Below are 18,380 nucleotides of genomic sequence, written 5' to 3'. Positions count from 1 at the left end.
ACCCCCCCCCCCCACGCACCACCCCCCCCCCCCCCCTCCCCCCCCCCCCACACCCCCCACCCCCCCCCCCCCCCCCCCCCCCCCCCCACTTCGGCGTCTTGACTTCCGTACGCTACCGCTCCCTCAGAGGGGCGGCAGGCCGTCCTCGTAGCCCACGACCGCATAGGTCCTGAGCATCCTGGAGACGGGCTCCCTGAGGTTTCCCCGAAGGAACGGGACCGCGTTCTCCACGTAGCCCTCGCCGTCGAGGAGGCTCTCCAGGACCTGGAAGTACACCGCGCCACGGGTGTACTCGGTGTCGATCGCGTAGTCCTCCGCCACGAAGCCGAAGCACCGCCGCAGCAGGTCGTCGTCCCGGTCCGGCGCCAGCAGGGCGGGCTGGAGGACGGGCCTCACGAGCCCGTCGAGCAGGTTCCCGTAGAGGTCCGGCCCGGTGTCCGAGGCGGGCAGTGCCTCACCCGGTCGGAGGCCGTACCTCTCCTCGACGAAGGGCCTCGTCTCGGGAACCGTCTCGACCATGCGCGCAAGGATGTCGTCCGATTTCACCGCACTTCTCCTCTTTCTGTCAGGCCATCGGGGGAGCGGGGCAGCCCTCGCCGAAAGGTCCGCAGCGAACGCTGTAGCCCCACAGGCTCTCGCTCAAACCTGAGCTGCGACACCACCGCCCCGTACGTCAGTCTCGGCGCGTCCCAGCTCACCCTGTGGGCGAGTGCCAAGGACAAGGACGGCAACCTGGGTTCGGTGGACTTCACCCTGTGGGCGAGCAAGCTCGGCGCCGACGGTCCGAACCTGCTGGGCGGCGCCGGACGCAAGGGCGTGGGCAGCAGCACCGGTTCGGCCACGGTCTACGCCGGTCCGTTCCAGACCGGCAGCACCGGGCTGTCAAGGCCGCCCAGACGGACGTCGTGCAGCTCCCGCTGCGGGCGGGGGCCTGGACCTCGCCTCGATGGCCTGGGCCTCCACCTCCGCCTCGCCGAACGGCGTCGACCTGACGTACGGCGCGAGCGGCCGGCAGGCCGCCAACGTCCGGCTGCTGCCGGGCACTCCGGACGTGAACGGCGACGCCATCCCGGACATCTGGACCATCCGGGGCGACGGCGCGGTCCGCTTCTGCGCCGGCACCCGCGGCGAGATGCCCCACGCCGGAACGCAGATCACCGGCAACAGCGACGGCGTGGGCTGGAGGAACAAGCAGGCCATCGGCTGACCTTGCGGACAGATCGAGGGGTGGGTTCCGCCGCACCGCGGGGGAACCCACCCCTTCCCTGTTCACCGACGCGCCGGCGGGCCGGGCGTCATCCGGCGTTGACCGCCGGGATGACCTGCGATCCGTACGCGTCGATAGTGGCCTCCCGCGCGTCGTGCATGTTGTAGACGGCGAACTGGTCCACGCCCAGGGCGCGCAGGGTCCGGAGCTTCTCGATGTGGGCCTCGGGCGGGCCCAGGAGGCAGAAGCGGTCCACGATCTCGTCCGGTACGAAGTCCGTGGACGGGTTCCCGGCGCGGCCGTGGTGGCTGTAGTCGTAGCCGTGGCGGGCCTTGATGTACTCGGTGAGCTCCTCGGGGACCATGCCGGAGTGCTCGCCGTAGCGGGCCACGAGGTCGGCGACGTGGTTGCCGACCATGCCGCCGAACCAGCGGCACTGGTCCCGGGCGTGGGCGAGGTCGTCGCCCACGTACGCGGGGGCCGCCACGCAGATGGTGAGGGCGTCGGGGTCGCGGCCGGCCCCGGCCGCGGCCTCGCGGACCGCGTGGACCATCCATTCGGTGAGGAACGGGTCGGCCAGCTGGAGGATGAACCCGTCGGCCTTCTCGCCCGCGAGCGCGAGGGCCTTCGGACCGTACGCGGCCATCCAGACGGGCAGCTTCCCGTCGCGGACCCAGGGGATGCGGACCGGGCTGCCGTCGACGTCGGCCTCGCGGCCCTCGGCGAGGTCGCGGATCACGTCGATGGCCTCGCCGAGGCGGGCCAGGGTGTTGGGCTTGCGTCCGGCGACGCGCATCGCCGAGTCGCCTCGCCCGATGCCGCAGACGGTGCGGTTGCCGTACATGTCGTTGAGGGTGGCGAAGGTGGAGGCGGTGACCTCCCAGGTGCGCGTGCCGGGGTTGGTCACCATCGGGCCGATGTGCAGTTTCTGCGTGTTGGCCAGGATCTGGCTGTAGATGACGAAGGGTTCCTGCCACAGCACGGCCGAGTCGAAGGTCCAGCCGTAGCGGAAGCCGTTGCGCTCCGCGCGTTTCATCAGGCTGATCACCTGCGAGGCGGGCGGGTCGGTCTGCAGGACGAGGCCGAAGTCCATGACGGGCTGCTCCTTGCGTGCGCTTACAGGTACTGGCAGGTGGAGCGGTGGGCGAAGGTGCCGTGCCCGGCCCGGCCCACGTACTCGCGCCGGTCGACGACCGGTTCGCCGCGGGAGAGGACGGTGTCGACGCGTCCGGTGATCCGCCTGCCCTCGTACGCCGAGTAGTCCACGTTCATGTGGTGGGTCTCGGCGGAGATGACCTGCTCGGCGTGCGGATCGTAGAGGACGATGTCGGCGTCGGCGCCCGGGGCGATGGTGCCCTTGCGCGGGTAGAGGCCGAACATCCGGGCCGGGGTCGCGCAGGCGATCTCGATCCAGCGGCGGCGGCTGATGTGCCCGTCCAGGACGGCCTGGTGGAGGAGGTCCATGCGGTTCTCCACCCCGGGCAGGCCGTTGGGGATCTTCGAGAAGTCCCCCCGGCCGAGCTCCTTCTGGCCGCGGAAGCAGAACGGGCAGTGGTCGGTGGAGACCACCTGGAGGTCGTTCGTCCGCAGGCCCCGCCACAGGGCCGCCTGGTGCTCGCGCGGCCGCAGCGGGGTCGAGCAGACGTACTTGGCGCCCTCGAAGTCCGGTTCGGCGAGGTTGTCGGTGGACAGGAAGAGGTACTGCGGGCAGGTCTCTCCGAAGACCGGCAGACCCTTGTCCCGGGCGGCGGCGAGCTCCGCCACGGCTTCCTCGGCCGAGACGTGGACGACGTACAGCGGCGCTCCGGCGACCCGGGCGAGCTGGACCGCCCGGTGGGTGGCCTCCGCCTCCAGCAGGGCCCGGCGGACCTCCCCGTGGAAGCGGGGGTCGGTCTCGCCCCGCGCGAGGGCCTGTTCGACGAGGACGTCGATGGCGATGCCGTTCTCGGCGTGCATCATGATCAGCCCGCCGTTGTGCGCGGAGCGCTGCATCGCGCGCAGGATCCGGCCGTCGTCGCTGTAGAAGACGCCGGGGTAGGCCATGAACAGCTTGAAGGAGGTGATGCCCTCCTCCACCAGCAGGTCCATCTCCTTGAGGGTGCTCTCGTTGACGTCCGAGAGGATCATGTGGAAGCCGTAGTCGATGGCGCAGTTGCCGTCCGCCTTCGCGTACCAGGCGTCGAGCCCCTCGCGCAGCGAGCGGCCCACGCCCTGGACGGCGAAGTCCACGATGGTGGTGGTGCCGCCCCAGGCCGCCGCCCGGGTGCCGGTCTCGAAGGTGTCGGAGGCGAAGGTGCCGCCGAAGGGCAGCTCCATGTGGGTGTGGACGTCGACGCCGCCCGGGATGACGTACTTGCCGGTCGCGTCGATCGTGCGGTCCGCGGTCCAGCTCCCGGCGACGGCCGTCCCGTGGGCGGCGAGGGCCGCGACGCGGCCGTCCTCGATCAGTACGTCCGCGTGCGTCTCGTCGGCGGCGGTGACGACGAGCCCGCCGCGGATCAGGGTGCGGGTGCTCATGCCTGGGTCTCCCGGAACTAGATGCTGCTCAGGGCCTGTTCGAGGATCTCCGCGCCCTCTTCCGCCTCGGTGACGGTGAGGGTCAGCGGGGGTGCGATGCGCAGCACGCTGGTGTTGTGGCCGCCGCCCTTGCCGAGCAGCAGGCCGCGTTCGCGGGCGGCTTCGAGTACGGCCGCGGCGGCCTGCGGGTGGGCGCGGTCCGTCCCCGGGCGGACCAGCTCGATGCCCGCCATCAGGCCGCGGCCGCGTACCTCGCGGACGTGCGGCAGGCCGGCGGTGACGGCGCGGAGCCGTTCCAGGAGGAGTCCTCCGACGCGGCGGGCGTTGCCCTGGAGGTCGTGTTCGAGGACGTAGCCGAGGTTGGCGAGGCCGGCGGCCATGGTGACGGGGGAACCGCCGAAGGTGGAGATGGAGTTCGCGTCGAGGCAGTTCATGATCTCGGCGCGGGCGACGACGCCGCCGATGGACATGCCGTTGCCGATGCCCTTGGCGAAGGTGAGGATGTCCGGCGGTCCGTGCTGCGCGTGGGCCTGCCAGCCCCAGAAGTGGTCGCCGGTGCGGCCCCAGCCGGTCTGCACCTCGTCGCTGATCCACAGGATGCCGTGGCGGGCGAGCACCTCGCGGAAGGCCGCGTAGAGCCCGTCGGGCGGGGAGGTGAAGCCGCCGACGCCCTGGACCGGTTCGGCGATCAGGGCGGCCGCTCCCCCGCGTGTCTGGCCGAGTACGTCCTCGAGGTCGGCGACGCACGCCTCGGTGAACCGCTCGTCGGTCATGCCCGCGAACGGTCCGCGGGTGCGGACGGCCCCGTGCACGTAGTGGGTCTGGAGCGGGGACAGGCTCGTCGGGGACCAGCTGGTGTTGCCGGTGACCGAGACCGTGGAGAAGGAGCGGCCGTGGTAGCTGTTGCGCATGGCCAGGATCTGGTTGGAGCGCCGGTACGTGGTCGCCAGCAGCAGGGCGGTGTCGTTGGCCTCGGTGCCGGAGGTCGTGAAGAAGACCCGGGCGTCGGGGATGCCGGACAGGGCCGCGACCCGCTCGGCCAGCTCGATCATCGGCCGGTTGAGGTAGAGGGTCGAGGAGTGGACGATCCGGGCGGCCTGGTCGGCGACGGCCTTGGTGACCTCGGGCAGGGCGTGGGCCGTCATGGTGGTGAGGATGCCGCCGAAGAAGTCCAGGTAACGGTTGCCGTCGGCGTCCCAGACGTGGCGGCCCTCGCCGTGGGTGATCTCGATGGGCCGGTCGTAGTACAGGGCGAGCCAGTCGGGCAGCACGGCCCGGTGGCGGCTGTGCAGGGAGAGCGGTGTGATCACGGCTGTACCAGTCCTCCGTAGGCGTCCGGCCGGCGGTCCCGGTAGAAGGCCCACTGGGTGCGGACCTCTTCGATCAGGTCGAAGTCGAGGTCGCGGACGAGGAGTTCCTCCTCCTTGTCGCTGGCGAGGTCGCCGACGAAGCGCCCGCGCGGGTCGACGAAGTAGCTGGTGCCGTAGAAGTCGTTGTCGCCGTACTCCTCCTGGCCGATGCGGTTGATGGCCGCGATGAAGTACTCGTTGGCGACGGCCGCGGCGGGCTGCTCCAGCTGCCAGAGGTACCCGGACAGGCCGCGGTGGGTGGCGGAGGGGTTGTAGACGAGCTGGGCGCCCCCCAGGCCGAGCTGGCGCCAGCCCTCGGGGAAGTGGCGGTCGTAGCAGATGTACACGCCGACCTTGCCGACCGCGGTGTCGAAGACGGGCCAGCCCAGGTTGCCGGGCCGGAAGTAGTACTTCTCCCAGAAGCCCTTGACCTGCGGGATGTGGTGCTTGCGGTACTTGCCGAGGAAGGTGCCGTCGGCGTCGATGACGGCGGCGGTGTTGTAGTAGAAGCCGGGCTGCTCGACCTCGAAGACCGGTACGACGATCACCATGCCGGTCTCGCGCGCAAGGTCCTGCATCCGGCGTACCGTCGGGCCGTCGGGGACCGGCTCGGCCCACCGGTAGTGCTCGGGCTCCTGGACCTGGCAGAAGTACGGGGCGTTGAACACTTCCTGGAATCCGATGATCCGGGCGCCGTCGCGGGCGGCGGCCCGCGCGTGCTCCTCGTGTTTGGCGATCATGGACTCGCCGTCCCCGGTCCAGGTGGCCTGGACGAGCGCGGCGCGGACGATGTGGGCCATGAGCTGCTCCTTCGACGGGACGTCAGAGAGCTTCTACGCACGTAGACGGAATGCGTAGATAGGAGAACGTAAGCCCCGTCCGGGGCCGGGGCAAGACCATCGCCGCCAACCCGCCGAGTCGATCATGTTTCGCCTGATGGCGGTCGATTCCTTGCACGGCCGGACAGTTCAGGCCACGGGTACGCCCGCCACCCGCAGGGCGTGGAGCAGATCGCGGTGGTGGCTCTCGGAGACCTGCCGCGCCGCGCTCAGCAGCCGCGGGGCCAGCCGCTGCGGGTCCTGCCGGGCCACGCGGGCCGACTCCTCCGCCGGGCGGACCCGTACGAACGCCCCGAGCAGTGCGCCCGCCTCGCGCTCCCGCCCGGCCGCGGTCAGCGCGAGCGCCGCGTCCGCGATCTCGGCGGCGGGCCGGGCCACCCCCTGGCGCAGCAGCCGGACGCAGTCGGCGCCGCGCCCGGCCGCGCCGAGGGCGGCGGCGACGGCCGCGAGCCGGTCGGGGGGCAGGGAGGCCGCCTCCCAGAGCAGGGCGGCCCAGTCGGCGCCGAGTCCGGCCCGCTCCAGCTGGGCCGCGAGCGCGGGCAGCAGCGGCGCCGGCCAGGCGGCGGCCTCGCACAGCAGGCCGTGCGCCTCGCCGGTGCGGCCCCGGGCGCGCAGGGTGATCAGGTCCGCCACCAGGGCGGGCACGTCGGGCTGCACCGGCTGCCCCTGCACCGGCTGCCCCTGCCCGGCCGGGTCCGGGTCCGGGTCCGGGACCACGGCCGGGTTCGGGTCCGGCGGGGGCGCCTGCGGCGCCGGGGCGGGCGCGTACCGGGCTCCGCGGGGCGCGTCCGCCGGGGCTGGGGACGCCTGCGGCGGTACGGCCTCCTGCGGGGCCGGGCCGGCCTCGGGCGCACCGGCGTACCGCGCCCCGCCGGAGGTGCGCCCGCCGCCGCGGAACCACCGCCCGGTCCCGCCCCCGGCCCGGCGCTGCCGCGGCCCGGCCCCGGGCGGGTCGGTCCGGTCTAACGACGGCCGGTCGGGGCTCACGGCATGCGGGGGCCGGGCGGGCTCGGCGGACACGGGGTGCGCGGGGTGCGCGGGGTGCGCGGGGTGCGCGGGGTGCAGGATGGCGCGGCGGGTGGCGAGATCCGTGCAGCGGGACTCGGCGCGGGCCAAGTCGTCCCGGACCCAGGTCAGTTCGCCGGTCAGGAACGCGGCACGCGCGGGATCGTCCGCCGTGTGGAGCTGCGCCGAGAGGTCCCGCAGCGCCGCCTGCGCGCTCTCGCGCTGGCCCTCGGCGGCCGCCAGGAGCGCCGTCAGCTCCCCTTCCCCACCCGGACGCCGGTCGTGGAAGGCCGTCGCGGCGGCCCGCAGCCGCACGGCCTCCGCGGCCTCGCGGGCGGCCGCCTGCGGACCGCGCAGCGCCGCCAGGTCCTGGAGCAGCGACTCGACCACGTCCCAGGGCGGCACCGCGGCCCCGTCCAGACAGGCGCGCACCCCCTCCGGATCGCGTCTGAGGAACTCCCCGTACCACCCTGCCGCGGGATCGAGGAGAGCCGTCAACGCGCGCAGGTACAGCGCAAGTTGATCCACCGGGCCGGTCGAGCCTGTCGCTTCCGCTCCGCTGTCCATGGCCGCATTGCACCGCACCCGTGTTACGGGCGGGCTACGGGAGTCTCAAAGCTTGACAGCGGGCGCCCCCTTCCCTGCGCGGCCGTGTACGCCGGCCGGCCCGGGGGCGGCTCCGGTGCGGTCGCCGGTGACGCTCTTGCCGTGGGCGCGGCCCTCGGGCGCGGCGCAGGCGGCGAGCAGCAGCCCTGCCGCGAGCAGTCCCCCGACGAGTCCGAGGCCGAGTCGCTTGGATGCGTTCAGTGCAGACACGTCATGACCGTTGCCCGGTGCGGGCTGCGGCGCACCGCTCCTTGCGCCGAACGGCCGCGCGGGCGCGACTCACACGGGGACGAGCGCGCAGCGCCTGACCAGGTCGTCCATCGACAGGCCGAGCGCGTCGGCGAGGGCGGCGACGGTGAAGAACGCGGGCGTGGGGGCCCGGCCCGTCTCGATCTTGCGCAGGGTCTCGGCGGAGAGGCCGGCCTGCGCGGCCACCGCGACCATGCTGCGGCTGCCGCGCGCCTCGCGCAGCAGCAGGCCGAGCCGCTCGCCGCGCTCGCGCTCTTCGGGAGTCAGGGGTGTACGCACCATGCCGTCATTCTAATACCGGTATAGTAATGGGAATGATCGAGCTCAAGACAGACCGTGACATCGAGGAGATGCGGCAGGCGGGACGGGTCGTGGCCCGGGCGCTGCACGCCGTACGGGAAGCCGCCGCGGTCGGGGTCGGCCTGGCCGAGCTGGACGGGGTGGCCCGCGGCGTCCTGGACGCGGCGGGCGCCGGATCGCCCTTCCTGAACTACCACCCGTCCTTCGCCCCGGTGCCCTTCCCCGCCGTCGTCTGCACGTCCGTCAACGACGCCATCGTGCACGGCATACCGAACGGCTACCGGCTGCGCGACGGGGACCTCGTCAGCATCGACTGCGGCGCCACGCTCGGCGGCTGGGCGGGCGACGCCGCGATCAGCTTCACCGTCGGACGGGCCCGGCCCGAGGACCTGAAGCTGATCGAGACCGCCGAGGCCGCCCTGCGGGCGGGCATCGCGGCCGCCGTCCCCGGCAACCGCATCGGCGACATCGCCCACGCGATCGGCCGGGTCGGCCGGCGCGCCGGGTACGGCATCCCCGACGGATTCGGCGGCCACGGCATCGGCCGCACCATGCACGAGGACCCGGGCGTCCCCAACGAAGGCCCGCCGGGGCGCGGCGTGAAGCTGCGCCCCGGCATGGTCCTCGCCATCGAGCCCATGCTGGTCGCGGGCGGCGGGGACGACTACCTGACCGACGGCGACGGCTGGACCCTGCGCACGACGGACGGCAGCCGCGCCGCGCACGCCGAGCACACGGTCGCGATCACCACCGCCGGGCCCAGGGTCCTCACCGTCCTCTGACGGCCGGGCTCGGGGCCGGCGCCGGGCTCAGGGACGGCCGTACGGGCGTACGACCATCGCCGAGCCGCCGCCGCGGCGCACGGTCTCGGCTGCGGCCAGCCAGCGGCCGTCCGGGAGCCGCTGCACGCCGGTGGCCGCGCCGATCTCCGGATTGAGCCGGAACCCGTGCCCCAGCGCTTCCAGTTCGGTGCGCAGCGCGCTGTTCCACAGCCCCGGTTCGAGCTCGGTGGTCGTCTGGTTGCGCTGGCTCGCCCGGGGCGCGGCGATCGCGTCGACCAGCGGCAGGCCGCGGTCCAGGTGGCCGGTCAGGGTCTGCAGCACCGTGGTGATGATGGTCGCGCCGCCCGGGGAGCCGACGGCGAGCACCGGGCGGCCGTGGTCCAGCACGATCGTCGGGGACATCGAGGAGCGCGGCCGCTTGGCCGGACCGGGCAGGTTCGGGTCGGGCACGCCGGGGGCGGCGGGGGCGAAGGAGAAGTCCGTCAGCTCGTTGTTGAGCAGGAAGCCGCGGCCGGGCACGGTGATCGCGCTGCCGCCCGTCGACTCGATGGTCAGGGTGTACGAGACGACGTTGCCCCACCGGTCGGCCGCCGTGAGGTGGGTGGTGTTCTCGCCCTCGTACGTGGTCGGGGCGGCCTTGCCCGTCGTCCCGCAGCGCACCGGGTGCCGCGGGTCGCCGGGGGCCAGCGGACTGGTCAGCGCCCGGCCCGGGTCGATCAGGCAGCCGCGCGCGTCGGCGAACCGCTGCGAGAGCAGCCCGCGGGTCGGCACGTCCTCGAAGGCCGGGTCGCCCACCCAGCGCCCGCGGTCGGCGAAGGAGATCCGGGAGGCCTCGATGAAGCGGTGCAGGTACTGCGCCGGGGAGAGCGCGCCCAGGTCGGTGCGCTCCAGGATGTTGAGCGCCTCGCCGACGGTCGTGCCGCCGGAGGAGGACGGGGCCATGCCGTAGACGTCCAGGCCGCGGTAGCCCAGCCGGGTCGGCGCCTGCCGCTTGACGGCGTACGAGCGGAAGTCGGCGGCGGTGAGGTCGCCGGGCCGCACCACGCGGGTGGCGGCGGGGTCCACGGGCGGCGTGCGCACGGCACGCACGATGTCCGAGGCGATCGGCCCGCGGTACAGCGACCGGGTGCCGGTGCGGCCCAGTTCGGCGTACGTGGCCGCCAGCTCGGGGTTCTTGAAGGTGCTGCCGACCACGGGCAGCGCCCCGCCGGGCAGGAAGAGCTTCGCCGTGTCGGGGAAGTCCCGGAAGCGGGATTCGTTCGCCGCGGTCTGGGCGCGGAAGGTCTCGTCGACCGCGAACCCGTCGCGGGCCAGCTTCTCGGCGGGCTTCAGCAGCCGGCTCAGGGGCCGGGTGCCCCAGGCGTCGAGGGCGGCGCGCCAGGTGGCGGGGGTGCCGGGGACCCCGACGCCGAGTCCGCTGGTCTGGCCCTCGGCGAACGGAATGGCGACGCCGTTCTCCTGGAAGAGCTGCGCGTCGGCGGAGGCGGGCGCGGTCTCCCGGCCGTCGACGGTGTACACCCGGCGGTCGGACGCGTCGTAGTAGACGAAGTAGCCGCCCCCGCCGATGCCGGCGGAGTACGGCTCGGTGACCCCGAGCGCGGCGGCGGTGGCGACGGCGGCGTCGACGGCGTTGCCGCCGGCCCGCAGCACGGCGATGCCCGCGGCGGAGGCGTCGGCGTCGGCGCTGGCCACCGCGCCTCCGTAGCCGACGGCCACCGGCACCTTCGGCGGGGCACCGGGCCGCGTGGCCGCCCCGGTGGGCGGGGCGGTCGCCCCGGTGGCGGCGAGTGCCGCGGCGAGGGCGAGGAACGCCAACGGGCGGGAACGGGGACGGCGCATGCGGGACCTCCGGTCAACGGCGACCCGCGCAGGGTAACTTCACCACGGCTGCCACTACCATCCCGCGCATGAGCGAAGACGTCCGCAACATCGTGCTCGGGATGATAGCCACCGGGGGCAGCGCTGCCCTGGGGTGGTTCGCCCGCACCTACCTGTGGCGGCGCCGCCTCCGCCGCAAGCAGGCCTTCTTCGGCCTGCCGTCCGGGTCTGACTGCCTCTTCGTCGTGAACCGCCAGATGGGCGGCACCGAGGGCTCGGTCCACCGGCACGACGCCTTCGCACTTCTGGAGATCTCCTCGCTGATCAAGGACTGCGGGGCGAACGTCCAGATCGTCACGCACGACGGCGCCCGCCAGGGGTTCGGGCAGCGCGCGGAGTTCTGCGTCGGCGGGCCCGCCTCCAACGCCCGTACGGCCGCCCACCTGTCGTCCATGCTCCCGGGCGTCCGCGTCGACACCTCCACGGACGCCGGGCCGGACCGGGGGGCGCTGCGGACCGGCGCGGAGACCTACCGGTGGCAGAAGGGCGTCGTCGAGCACGTGCTGCTGGCGCGGCTGACCACCGGGGCGGGGACCCGCCCGGTGTTCCTGATCAGCGGGCAGACCGCCGTCAGCAACCAGGCCGCGGCCCGCTACCTGGCGCGCCACCACGAACAGCTCGCCCGCCGCCACGGCGACCGGTCCTTCGTCCTGGTGCTGAAGGTCGTCAACTCGCAGGCCTACGGCCCGGACGTGACCGAGCTCGTCGCGGACGTCACCGAGGCGGCCCGGACACCCGAAGCGGCAGCCGTGTGAGGCCGTTGATGAAGTTCGACACCAGCCGCCGGGGCTGACCGGCGAGCTCGGGGGCGGGCATGGCGGCCAGCCACTCCTCGTGGAGGGTGCGCAGCTGGAGGCGGGCGAAGTGCGCGCCGAGGCAGACGTGCGGGCCGTCGCCGAAGGAGACGTGCGGGTTGGGGGTGCGGCCCAGGTCCAGGCGGTGCGGATCGTGGAAGACGCGTTCGTCGTGGTTGGCGGAGGCGTGGAAGACGACGACCTTGTCCCCCGCCCGGACGGCCTGTCCCGCGAGCTCGGTGCCGGCGGCGGCCGTGCGGCGGAAGCTCAGCACGGGCGGGTGGACGCGCAGGAGTTCTTCGACGGCGAGCGCCGGGGAGACCTCCGCGGCGGCCAGGCGACGGTACTCGTCCGGGTTCCCGGCCAGGGCCAGCAGGCCGCCGGGGGCTGCGCTGCGCACGGTGTCGTTGCCCGCGACGGTCAGCAGGAAGAAGAACATCTCCAGCTCGCCGTCGGCCAGCTCCGCTTCGGCGAGCACGGTCATCAGGTCGTTGCCGGGGCGGCCGCGCTTGAACGCGGCCAGCTCGCGGGCGTAGTCGAACATCTCGCCGAGCAGGGCGGGCGAGCGCGGGTTGAGGGGGCGGCCGTCGGGGCCCGTGACGGGGGCGGGCGCGTCCTCGGGGTCCTGGTAGCCGATGATCCGTACCGTCCAGTCGAGCAGCAGCCCGCGGTCGGAGTCCGGGATGCCCATCAGGTCGGTCAGGTTGAGCAGGGCGTACTCGTCGGTGACGGTGCGCACGATGTCCGCGGCGCCGTCCTCGGCGCCGTCCCGGGCGGCCGCGAGGAGGTGCCGGGCCCGCTCACGCACCCGGCCGCCGAAGGCCTCGACCCGGGCCGGGGTGAAGGCCCGCGCGGCCATGCGGCGGAGCCTGCCGTGCTGCGAGGGGGTGTCCCCGGGCCCGCAGGGCCGGGGCACGGGGTCCTGGTTGAGCATGGTGCGGCGGAGGAACGGCAGGTCGGCCGGGTCCGGGTCGCGGATCTGGGTGGCGCCGAGGTACGAGGAGTACGTACGGGCGTCCTTGAGCACGCGGACGACGTCGGCGTGCCGGGTGACCGCCCAGAAGCCGGGTCCGGCGGGCCAGCCGAGTACGTCCGGTTCCGGCTGCCAGGCGACGGGGTGCCGGTCGCGCAGCTCGCGGTACGCGCCGTGCGGGACGCCCTCGGCGTAGATCCGCGGGTCGAAGACGTCGGGGACGCCGTCCGGGCCCATGTCAGACCGTGCCGGCCCGGCAGACGGCCGGCTTGGTCACGCCGTCGGGGCCCTCGAGCACCACGGCGGACCTGAAGGACTTCGCGCCGGCTTGCAGGAGGGTGCAGACCAATTGCTGCTGGGCGTCCTGCGACAGGGAGTTCACACGGAATCCGGGCACGAGGGTCATGGTGTCACCGTCCTCCTTGATGTGCAGCTCCCCGCTGCCCGGGCGGGGGGGCAGGGCGGTGCGCAGGCCCGCCGCACGCTCCTTGGCAGTGGGACCGTCCAGCAGCCGGCTCAGGGCGTAGCCGGGCGGGAGGACGTAGCCGCCGGGGGTTTCCGTGGCGGTGCGGTCGGACTGCGGGTCGCCGGTGGGCAAGCCGAAGGGGGCGGGGCGCACCACGGGCATGGGCCGGCCGGCCGCGTCGGTGAAGTACAGGACGACGCTCTGGTCGGAGGGGTCGGCGATGGACGGGACCCCGCCGGCCTCGACGACGCCGGTGCCCTGGATGCCGCCGATCTCGGCGCCGCAGCCGGTGAGCAGTGCCGTGCCCAGCAGGGCGGAGGCGAGGGCGGCGAGCCTGCCGCGGAGGGGGAGGCTCGGGTTCACGTGTGGGCCTCCAGTGGCATGTCGATGGTGAAGACCGCTCCGCCGACGGGTCCGTTGGCGGCCCGGACGGTGCCGCCGTGCAGGCGGACGTTCTCCAGGGTGATGGCGAGGCCGAGTCCGCTGCCCGCGGAGCGGGTGCGGGCCGCGTCCGCCTTGTAGAAGCGGTCGAAGATGTGCGGGAGCACCTCGGGGGCGATGCCGGGGCCGCTGTCGGCGACTTCGGTGAGCAGGCGCTCGCCGTCCGGGCCGGGCTCGGTGCGGACGGTGACCCACACCGGTCCGCCGCCGTGCCGCAGGCCGTTGCCGACGAGGTTGGCGAGGACCACGTCGAAGCGCCGGGGGTCCAGGCGGGCCCGCAGCCCTGCGGGCACCTGCAGGCCGACCCGGCCCTGCCAGTGGCGCCGCTCGAGGGTCTTGTGGATGGTCTCGGCGAGATCGACCTCGTCGAGGTGGAGTTCGGCGGCGCGGGCGTCGAAGCGGGATATCTCCATCAGGTCGTCGACGAGGACGGCGAGCTTGCCGGTCTCGGCGCTGACGAGCCGCAGTGCGGAGGCGGTGTCCGGGTCGAGGCGGGCCGCGTCCTCGTCGAGCACCTCGGTGACCGCGAGCATGCCGGTGAGCGGCGTGCGCAGTTCGTGGGAGACGTCGGCGGCGAAGCGTCTGGCCCGCGCCTCGGCCTGCTGGAGTTCCTCCACGGAGCGCTCCAGGGCGGCCGCGCTCTCGTTGAAGGTGCGCGCCAGGTCGGCGAGCTCGTCGCGGCCCTTGACCTCGATGCGGGCCTCGAGCTCGCCCCGGCCCAGCCGCCGGGCGGCCCGGCGCAGGTCCCGTACGGGCCGCAGCACGCTGCGGGCGGCCAGCAGGGCGGGTACGAGGGCGACGGCCAGCGCGGGCAGGGCGCCGTCCCGGGCGGCCACGACGAGGGCGTCGACGGTGGCCTGTTCGCCGCCCAGGTCCATGACGCCGTAGACGATCAGGCCGGAGGGCACGGTGTGGCCGTGGCGCTCGAACGCCGCCGGCATCGCGAAGGTCAGGTAGGCGTCGTTGCCGCGCGTCACCCGCTGGAAGGTGCCGGTGGGCTTGGCGCGGGCGGCGGCGCGCAGCTCGTCGGTGATCACCTTGGACTCGGGGAGCTTGTAGGACGACGCCCGGATCGAGCCGTACTCCGCGTAGACCGTCCAGGGGTGGGGCTTGCCGAGCCGGGCGAGGTCGTTGGCCAGCAGCTGGAGGCCGTCCGCGGTGGGCGGCAGGGGCACCTGCCGGTCCTCCAGCTGGTCGCGGAGGGTGGCCACCGCGGTGTCCTGGGCCTGCGTGAGGATGGCCGTCCGGGCCTCGCGGTAGGTCAGCGTGGCCGTGGTGCCCGCACTGATCGCGGCGACCAGCAGGAAGGCCGCGATCAGCCGGGTCCGCAGGCCCAGCGGGGCGATCCGGCGCAGCCTGCTCACAGGGGCCCGAAGCGGTAGCCGAACCCGCGGACGGTCTGGATGTAGCGGGGGCCGGCCGCGGGGTCCTCGACCTTGGTGCGCAGCCGCCGGACGCAGGCGTCCACCAGGCGGGCGTCGGCGTGGTAGTTGTGGTCCCAGACGTACTCGAGGAGCTGCTGCCGGCTGAAGACCTGCTCGGGCGAGGCGGACAGGTGCAGCAGGAGCTTGAGCTCGCTGGGCGCGAGCGCGAGCCGCTCGCCGTTCTTCGCGACGGTCAGCCCGGCCCGGTCGATGGCCAGTTCGCCGTGGAACTCGACCTCGGGGCGGCCCGCCGGGTCGGTGAGGCGGCGCAGGACCGCCCTGATGCGGGCTTCGATGACCTCGGTGCGGGCGGGTTTGACGATGTAGTCGTCGGCGCCCGCCTCCAGGCCGACGACGACGTCGAAGTCGTCGCCGCGGGCGGTCAGCATGATGATGGGGAGCTGGCTGGTCTCGCGTATCCGGCGGCAGACCTGTACGCCGTTCATGCCGGGCAGCATGAGGTCGAGCAGGACCAGCTCGGGCCGGAACTCGCGCAGGGCGTGCAGTCCCGCCTCGCCGGTCTCGGCCGCCCGCACCTCGTGTCCGCGGCGGCGCAGGCCGAGGCCGACGCCCTCCCGCACGGCAGGGTCGTCCTCTATCAGCAGTACGCGTGGCATCCGGTCATCTTCCCAGGTGTGTCGCGGCCGGCGTCGGCGCCCTACCTGCCGAGGCGTCTGCGCGCGGAGTCCAGCAGGCCGTTGATCTCCGTGAGCCGCAGCGGGCGGGCGAGCGCGGCGGTCACGGCGAGGAGCACGAGGGTGCCCGCGGCGGCCGCGGCGAGGTCGCCGAGGCCGTCGGCGGCGCGGGCGGCCGCGTAGCCGAGCGCGCCGGCGGGCAGCACGGCCGACAGCAGCCGCAGGTGCGCGACGAGCGCGGGAGAGCGCAGGACCGGGCCGCCGCCGAGGCGCCGCCCGAGGGTGAACGCGGTGACGGCGAAGCCCGCGAAGAGGGCGACGGAGTACGCGCCGGCCATGCCGGTGACGGCCCAGCGGGCGGGCAGGAGCAGGTAGGCGGCCGTCGAGAGCCCGGCGTTCAGGGCGGCGATGACCAGGTTGAGGAAGAAGGGCGTACGGGTGTCGGAGAGCGCGTAGAAGCCGCGCGAGAGCACGTACTGCCCGGAGAAGGCGATCAGCCCGGGGGCGAAGGCCATCAGCATCCCGGCCATGACCTCGACGTCGGCGGCGCCGGTGCGGCCGTACCCGAACACGCCGCCCATCACCCAGGGCGCGAGCGCGAGGAGGAGGCAGGCGGCCGGGACGACGAGCGCGGCGCTGGAGCGCAGGGCGTACGACACGTCGCGGCGCACGGCGGCGAGGTCCCCGTCGGCGGCGGCGCCGCTCATCCGGGGCATGAGGGCGGTGACGAGGGAGACGGTCACGATGCCCTGCGGGACGGCCCAGAGCAGGTACGCGTTGCTGTACGCCGTGTAGCCGGCGCCGCCTGCGAGGCCCTCCTCGACGGCGCGCAGCCCGGTGGAGGTGGACAGCCGGGTGACGGCCCAGTACGCGAGCTGGTTGGTCAGTACGAGCATGACGAGCCAGCCCGCGTTGCGCAGCGGGCGGGTCAGGCCGCTGCCGCGCCAGTCGAAGCGCGGGCGCCAGCGGAATCCGGCGCCGCGCAGGGAGGGGATCAGCGCGAGGGCCTGGACGACGATGCCCGCGGTGGTGCCCCAGCCCAGCAGGCGGGTCTCGGCGGCCGAGAGGCCGGACTGCGCGTCGTGCGCGACGGCCAGGAAGAGGCCGAAGACGGCGATCACGACGAGGTTGTTGAGGACCGGGGTCCACATCATGGCGCCGAACCGGCCGCGGGCGTTGAGGACCTGGCCCAGCAGGGTGAACACGCCGTAGAAGAGGATCTGCGGCAGGCAGTAGCGCGCCAGCGCCTCGGTCAGTTCCGCCTGGGCGCCGGTGTAGTCGGTGTACGCCGCCACCAGCAGCGGGGCGGCGAACACGGCTGCCGCGGTGATCACCAGCAGTGCGGCGGTGCACGCCGTCAGGAGCCGGTCGGTGTACGCGGCGCCGCCGTCCTCGTGCTCCTTGGCCGCGCGGACCAGCTCGGGGACGAAGACGGCGTTCAGCGCCCCGCCGATGAGCAGGATGTAGAGGATGTTCGGCACGGTGTTGGCCACGGCGTAGCCGTCGCCGAGCAGGCCGGTGCCCAGGGCGGCGACGACCACGGCGGAGCGGACGAACCCGGTGGCGCGGGAGACGATCGAGCCGGCGGCCATGAGCGCGCCGCTGCGCAGCACCGAGCGCTTGCGCGGGGCCGCGTGTGCGGGGCCGGAGGGTTCCGGCCGGGTGGCGGTGGCCGTCACCGGCGGGCCAGGTACGCCTGGAAGGCGCGGTACAGCGCGTTGTTGGCGGCTCCGCCCACTGGGGTCTCCCACTCTCCGAGGGTTTCGACGACCTGGCCGCCGGTGCCGAGCTTCCAGCGCAGCAGACCGAAGGAGCGGTCGTCGGGGTCGAGGGTGGAGGGTACCCCGCGCATGTCGTATTCGTCCGCTCCGAGGGCGTGCGCGTCGCACATCATCCGCCACTGGAGGGCGTTGCTGGGCCGGACTTCGCGGCGGTGGTCGGCGGAGGCGCCGGTCTGGTACCAGACCCGCTTCCCGGCGGTGATCATGGTGTGGGCGGCGAGGATCTCGCCCTGGTGGCGGGCGAGGTAGAGGCGCATCCGGCCGGGCTCCTCGGCGTTGAGCGCCGCGTACTGCTGCTCGTAGTAGGCCAGGGAGCGGCCGAGTCGGAAGCCGTCGCGCTCTTCGGTGATCCGCAGCAGCCGGTGGAACTCGGGGAGGTCCGCGGCGGAGCCGATGACGGTCTCGACGCCGGCCTTGCGGGCCTTGCGGACGTTGCGCCGCCATTCCTGGTTGAGGCCGGACCACACGTCGTCGAGGGTGCGGTCCCGCAGGGCGACGCGGAAGACGTGGCGGGGCTGGGCGTCGCCGTCGGACTCGCCGCCGCAGCGGGTCCAGCCGAGGGTGCGCAGCCGGTCGGCGAGGGCCGCGCCGACGGGGTCGACCTCGGTGGCCAGGACGTCGGAGATCCGGCGGCCGGGCCCGGTGGCGGCCTTGAGGACGGCGGCGTCCCAGCGACGGTAGGCGGGGGTGGGTCCGATGCGCACGGCGAAGGCTCCGGAGGCGCGCAGGTGGCGGACGAGCGGGGTGAGCCAGCGGTCGGCCGCGGGGTCGGACCAGTCCGCGACGGGGCCCTCGGGAAGGTAGGCGAAGTATTTGCGGGTGCCCGGGAACTGGCGGTAGAGGACCAGTGCGGCACCGGATATCTCGCCCGAGGGCAAGTGCCATCCGACCGTTTCCGAGCGCCATTGGTCCTTCACGTCGGCCCAGGAGGGGTACTGGAGGAAGCTCGCCTGGCGGCGGGCGGCGAGGAAGCGCCGGTACTCGAGGAGGGACAGGGACCGGACCTTGAACTCCTGGTCCCGGTCGGGCGGGGTGCTGGTCACGTACAGCGCGCACACGGCGGTCGCCTTCCTGCAGGTCCATCGGGTGTGGTGCACAGGACTTTCACAAGAAGCCGTGACGGTACGGCGCGCC

At 73.9% G+C, this 18,380-nt stretch carries 18 protein-coding genes; 3 read left to right on the top strand and 15 right to left on the bottom strand.

All coding sequences use genetic code 11. The annotated features are described in order from the left end of the window. Positions 1-123: 123 nt before the first annotated feature. Complete coding sequence (locus ACZ7H1_RS34580) at positions 124-546, bottom strand: hypothetical protein (protein WP_470792158.1); 423 nt, start codon at positions 544-546, stop codon at positions 124-126. A 400-nt stretch (positions 547-946) separates the two neighbouring features. On the opposite strand from ACZ7H1_RS34580, the gene ACZ7H1_RS34575 reads away from it, so the two are divergent. Next, positions 947-1,207, top strand: a complete 261-nt coding sequence (locus tag ACZ7H1_RS34575) for a hypothetical protein (RefSeq protein ID WP_470792156.1) — start codon at positions 947-949, stop codon at positions 1,205-1,207. Between the two features lie 88 nt (positions 1,208-1,295). Here the strand turns inward: ACZ7H1_RS34575 and ACZ7H1_RS34570 are convergent, their stop codons facing one another. The 7 genes from ACZ7H1_RS34570 to ACZ7H1_RS34540 all read right to left on the bottom strand — a co-directional run bounded on the left by ACZ7H1_RS34570 (position 1,296) and on the right by ACZ7H1_RS34540 (position 8,054). Then, entirely contained in the window at positions 1,296-2,300 is a 1,005-nt protein-coding gene (locus ACZ7H1_RS34570) for a TIGR03842 family LLM class F420-dependent oxidoreductase (RefSeq protein WP_470792154.1), read from the bottom strand. 23 nt (positions 2,301-2,323) lie between these two features. Beyond that, on the bottom strand, positions 2,324-3,724 hold the full coding sequence (gene hydA, locus ACZ7H1_RS34565) for a dihydropyrimidinase (protein ID WP_470792152.1): 1,401 nt from the start codon (positions 3,722-3,724) through the stop codon (positions 2,324-2,326). Positions 3,725-3,741: 17 nt separating this feature from the next. After that, positions 3,742-5,034 (bottom strand): aspartate aminotransferase family protein, encoded by a 1,293-nt coding sequence (locus tag ACZ7H1_RS34560; RefSeq protein WP_470792150.1) that lies wholly within the window; start codon positions 5,032-5,034, stop codon positions 3,742-3,744. Then, positions 5,031-5,873: a nitrilase-related carbon-nitrogen hydrolase gene (locus tag ACZ7H1_RS34555; protein WP_470792148.1), complete on the bottom strand. Its 843-nt coding sequence runs from the start codon at positions 5,871-5,873 to the stop codon at positions 5,031-5,033. Before ACZ7H1_RS34555 ends, ACZ7H1_RS34560 begins: the two co-directional genes overlap by 4 nt. Positions 5,874-6,041: 168 nt before the next feature. Beyond that, entirely contained in the window at positions 6,042-7,484 is a 1,443-nt protein-coding gene (locus ACZ7H1_RS34550; RefSeq protein ID WP_470792146.1) for a hypothetical protein, read from the bottom strand. Between the two features lie 45 nt (positions 7,485-7,529). Continuing rightward, a complete protein-coding gene (locus tag ACZ7H1_RS34545; RefSeq protein ID WP_470792145.1) occupies positions 7,530-7,733 on the bottom strand; it encodes a hypothetical protein in 204 nt (67 codons plus the stop codon). A gap of 69 nt (positions 7,734-7,802) precedes the next feature. Then, on the bottom strand, positions 7,803-8,054 hold the full coding sequence (locus ACZ7H1_RS34540) for a helix-turn-helix domain-containing protein (RefSeq protein WP_470792144.1): 252 nt from the start codon (positions 8,052-8,054) through the stop codon (positions 7,803-7,805). A 32-nt stretch (positions 8,055-8,086) separates the two neighbouring features. Between ACZ7H1_RS34540 and map the strand changes: the two genes are divergently transcribed. Beyond that, complete coding sequence (map, locus tag ACZ7H1_RS34535; protein ID WP_470792142.1) at positions 8,087-8,854, top strand: type I methionyl aminopeptidase; 768 nt, start codon at positions 8,087-8,089, stop codon at positions 8,852-8,854. 27 nt (positions 8,855-8,881) lie between these two features. On the opposite strand, the gene ggt is transcribed toward map, so the two are convergent. Then, on the bottom strand, positions 8,882-10,693 hold the full coding sequence (gene ggt / locus ACZ7H1_RS34530) for a gamma-glutamyltransferase (RefSeq protein WP_470792140.1): 1,812 nt from the start codon (positions 10,691-10,693) through the stop codon (positions 8,882-8,884). Positions 10,694-10,761: 68 nt separating this feature from the next. Here ggt and ACZ7H1_RS34525 point away from each other — a divergent pair, with 68 nt between their 5' ends. Beyond that, entirely contained in the window at positions 10,762-11,487 is a 726-nt protein-coding gene (locus ACZ7H1_RS34525) for a hypothetical protein (protein WP_470792138.1), read from the top strand. Here ACZ7H1_RS34525 and ACZ7H1_RS34520 read toward each other — a convergent pair. The 6 genes from ACZ7H1_RS34520 to ACZ7H1_RS34495 are packed head-to-tail and all read right to left on the bottom strand — an operon-like array spanning position 11,447 to position 18,241. Continuing rightward, positions 11,447-12,736: a cytochrome P450 gene (locus ACZ7H1_RS34520; protein ID WP_470792136.1), complete on the bottom strand. Its 1,290-nt coding sequence runs from the start codon at positions 12,734-12,736 to the stop codon at positions 11,447-11,449. The two genes, ACZ7H1_RS34525 and ACZ7H1_RS34520, sit on opposite strands and share 41 nt — an antisense overlap. Position 12,737: 1 nt before the next feature. Then, positions 12,738-13,328, bottom strand: coding sequence for a hypothetical protein (locus ACZ7H1_RS34515; RefSeq protein WP_470792134.1), 591 nt, complete (start codon positions 13,326-13,328; stop codon positions 12,738-12,740). After that, entirely contained in the window at positions 13,325-14,770 is a 1,446-nt protein-coding gene (locus ACZ7H1_RS34510) for an ATP-binding protein (RefSeq protein WP_470792132.1), read from the bottom strand. The genes ACZ7H1_RS34515 and ACZ7H1_RS34510 overlap by 4 nt, the downstream gene beginning before the upstream one ends. Then, positions 14,767-15,447, bottom strand: a complete 681-nt coding sequence (locus tag ACZ7H1_RS34505) for a response regulator (RefSeq protein WP_470792130.1) — start codon at positions 15,445-15,447, stop codon at positions 14,767-14,769. Before ACZ7H1_RS34505 ends, ACZ7H1_RS34510 begins: the two co-directional genes overlap by 4 nt. A 41-nt stretch (positions 15,448-15,488) precedes the next feature. Beyond that, positions 15,489-17,144 carry a murein biosynthesis integral membrane protein MurJ gene (murJ, locus tag ACZ7H1_RS34500; protein ID WP_470792128.1) on the bottom strand — a complete coding sequence of 552 codons (1,656 nt, stop codon included), beginning with the start codon at positions 17,142-17,144 and terminating at the stop codon, positions 15,489-15,491. Next, entirely contained in the window at positions 17,141-18,241 is a 1,101-nt protein-coding gene (locus tag ACZ7H1_RS34495) for a lipid II:glycine glycyltransferase FemX (protein WP_470792191.1), read from the bottom strand. The genes murJ and ACZ7H1_RS34495 overlap by 4 nt, the downstream gene beginning before the upstream one ends. Positions 18,242-18,380: the final 139 nt, after the last annotated feature.

The organism is Streptomyces sp. NPDC037401 (assembly GCF_055602345.1).
This window is presented reverse-complemented; position numbering and strand designations above follow the sequence as displayed.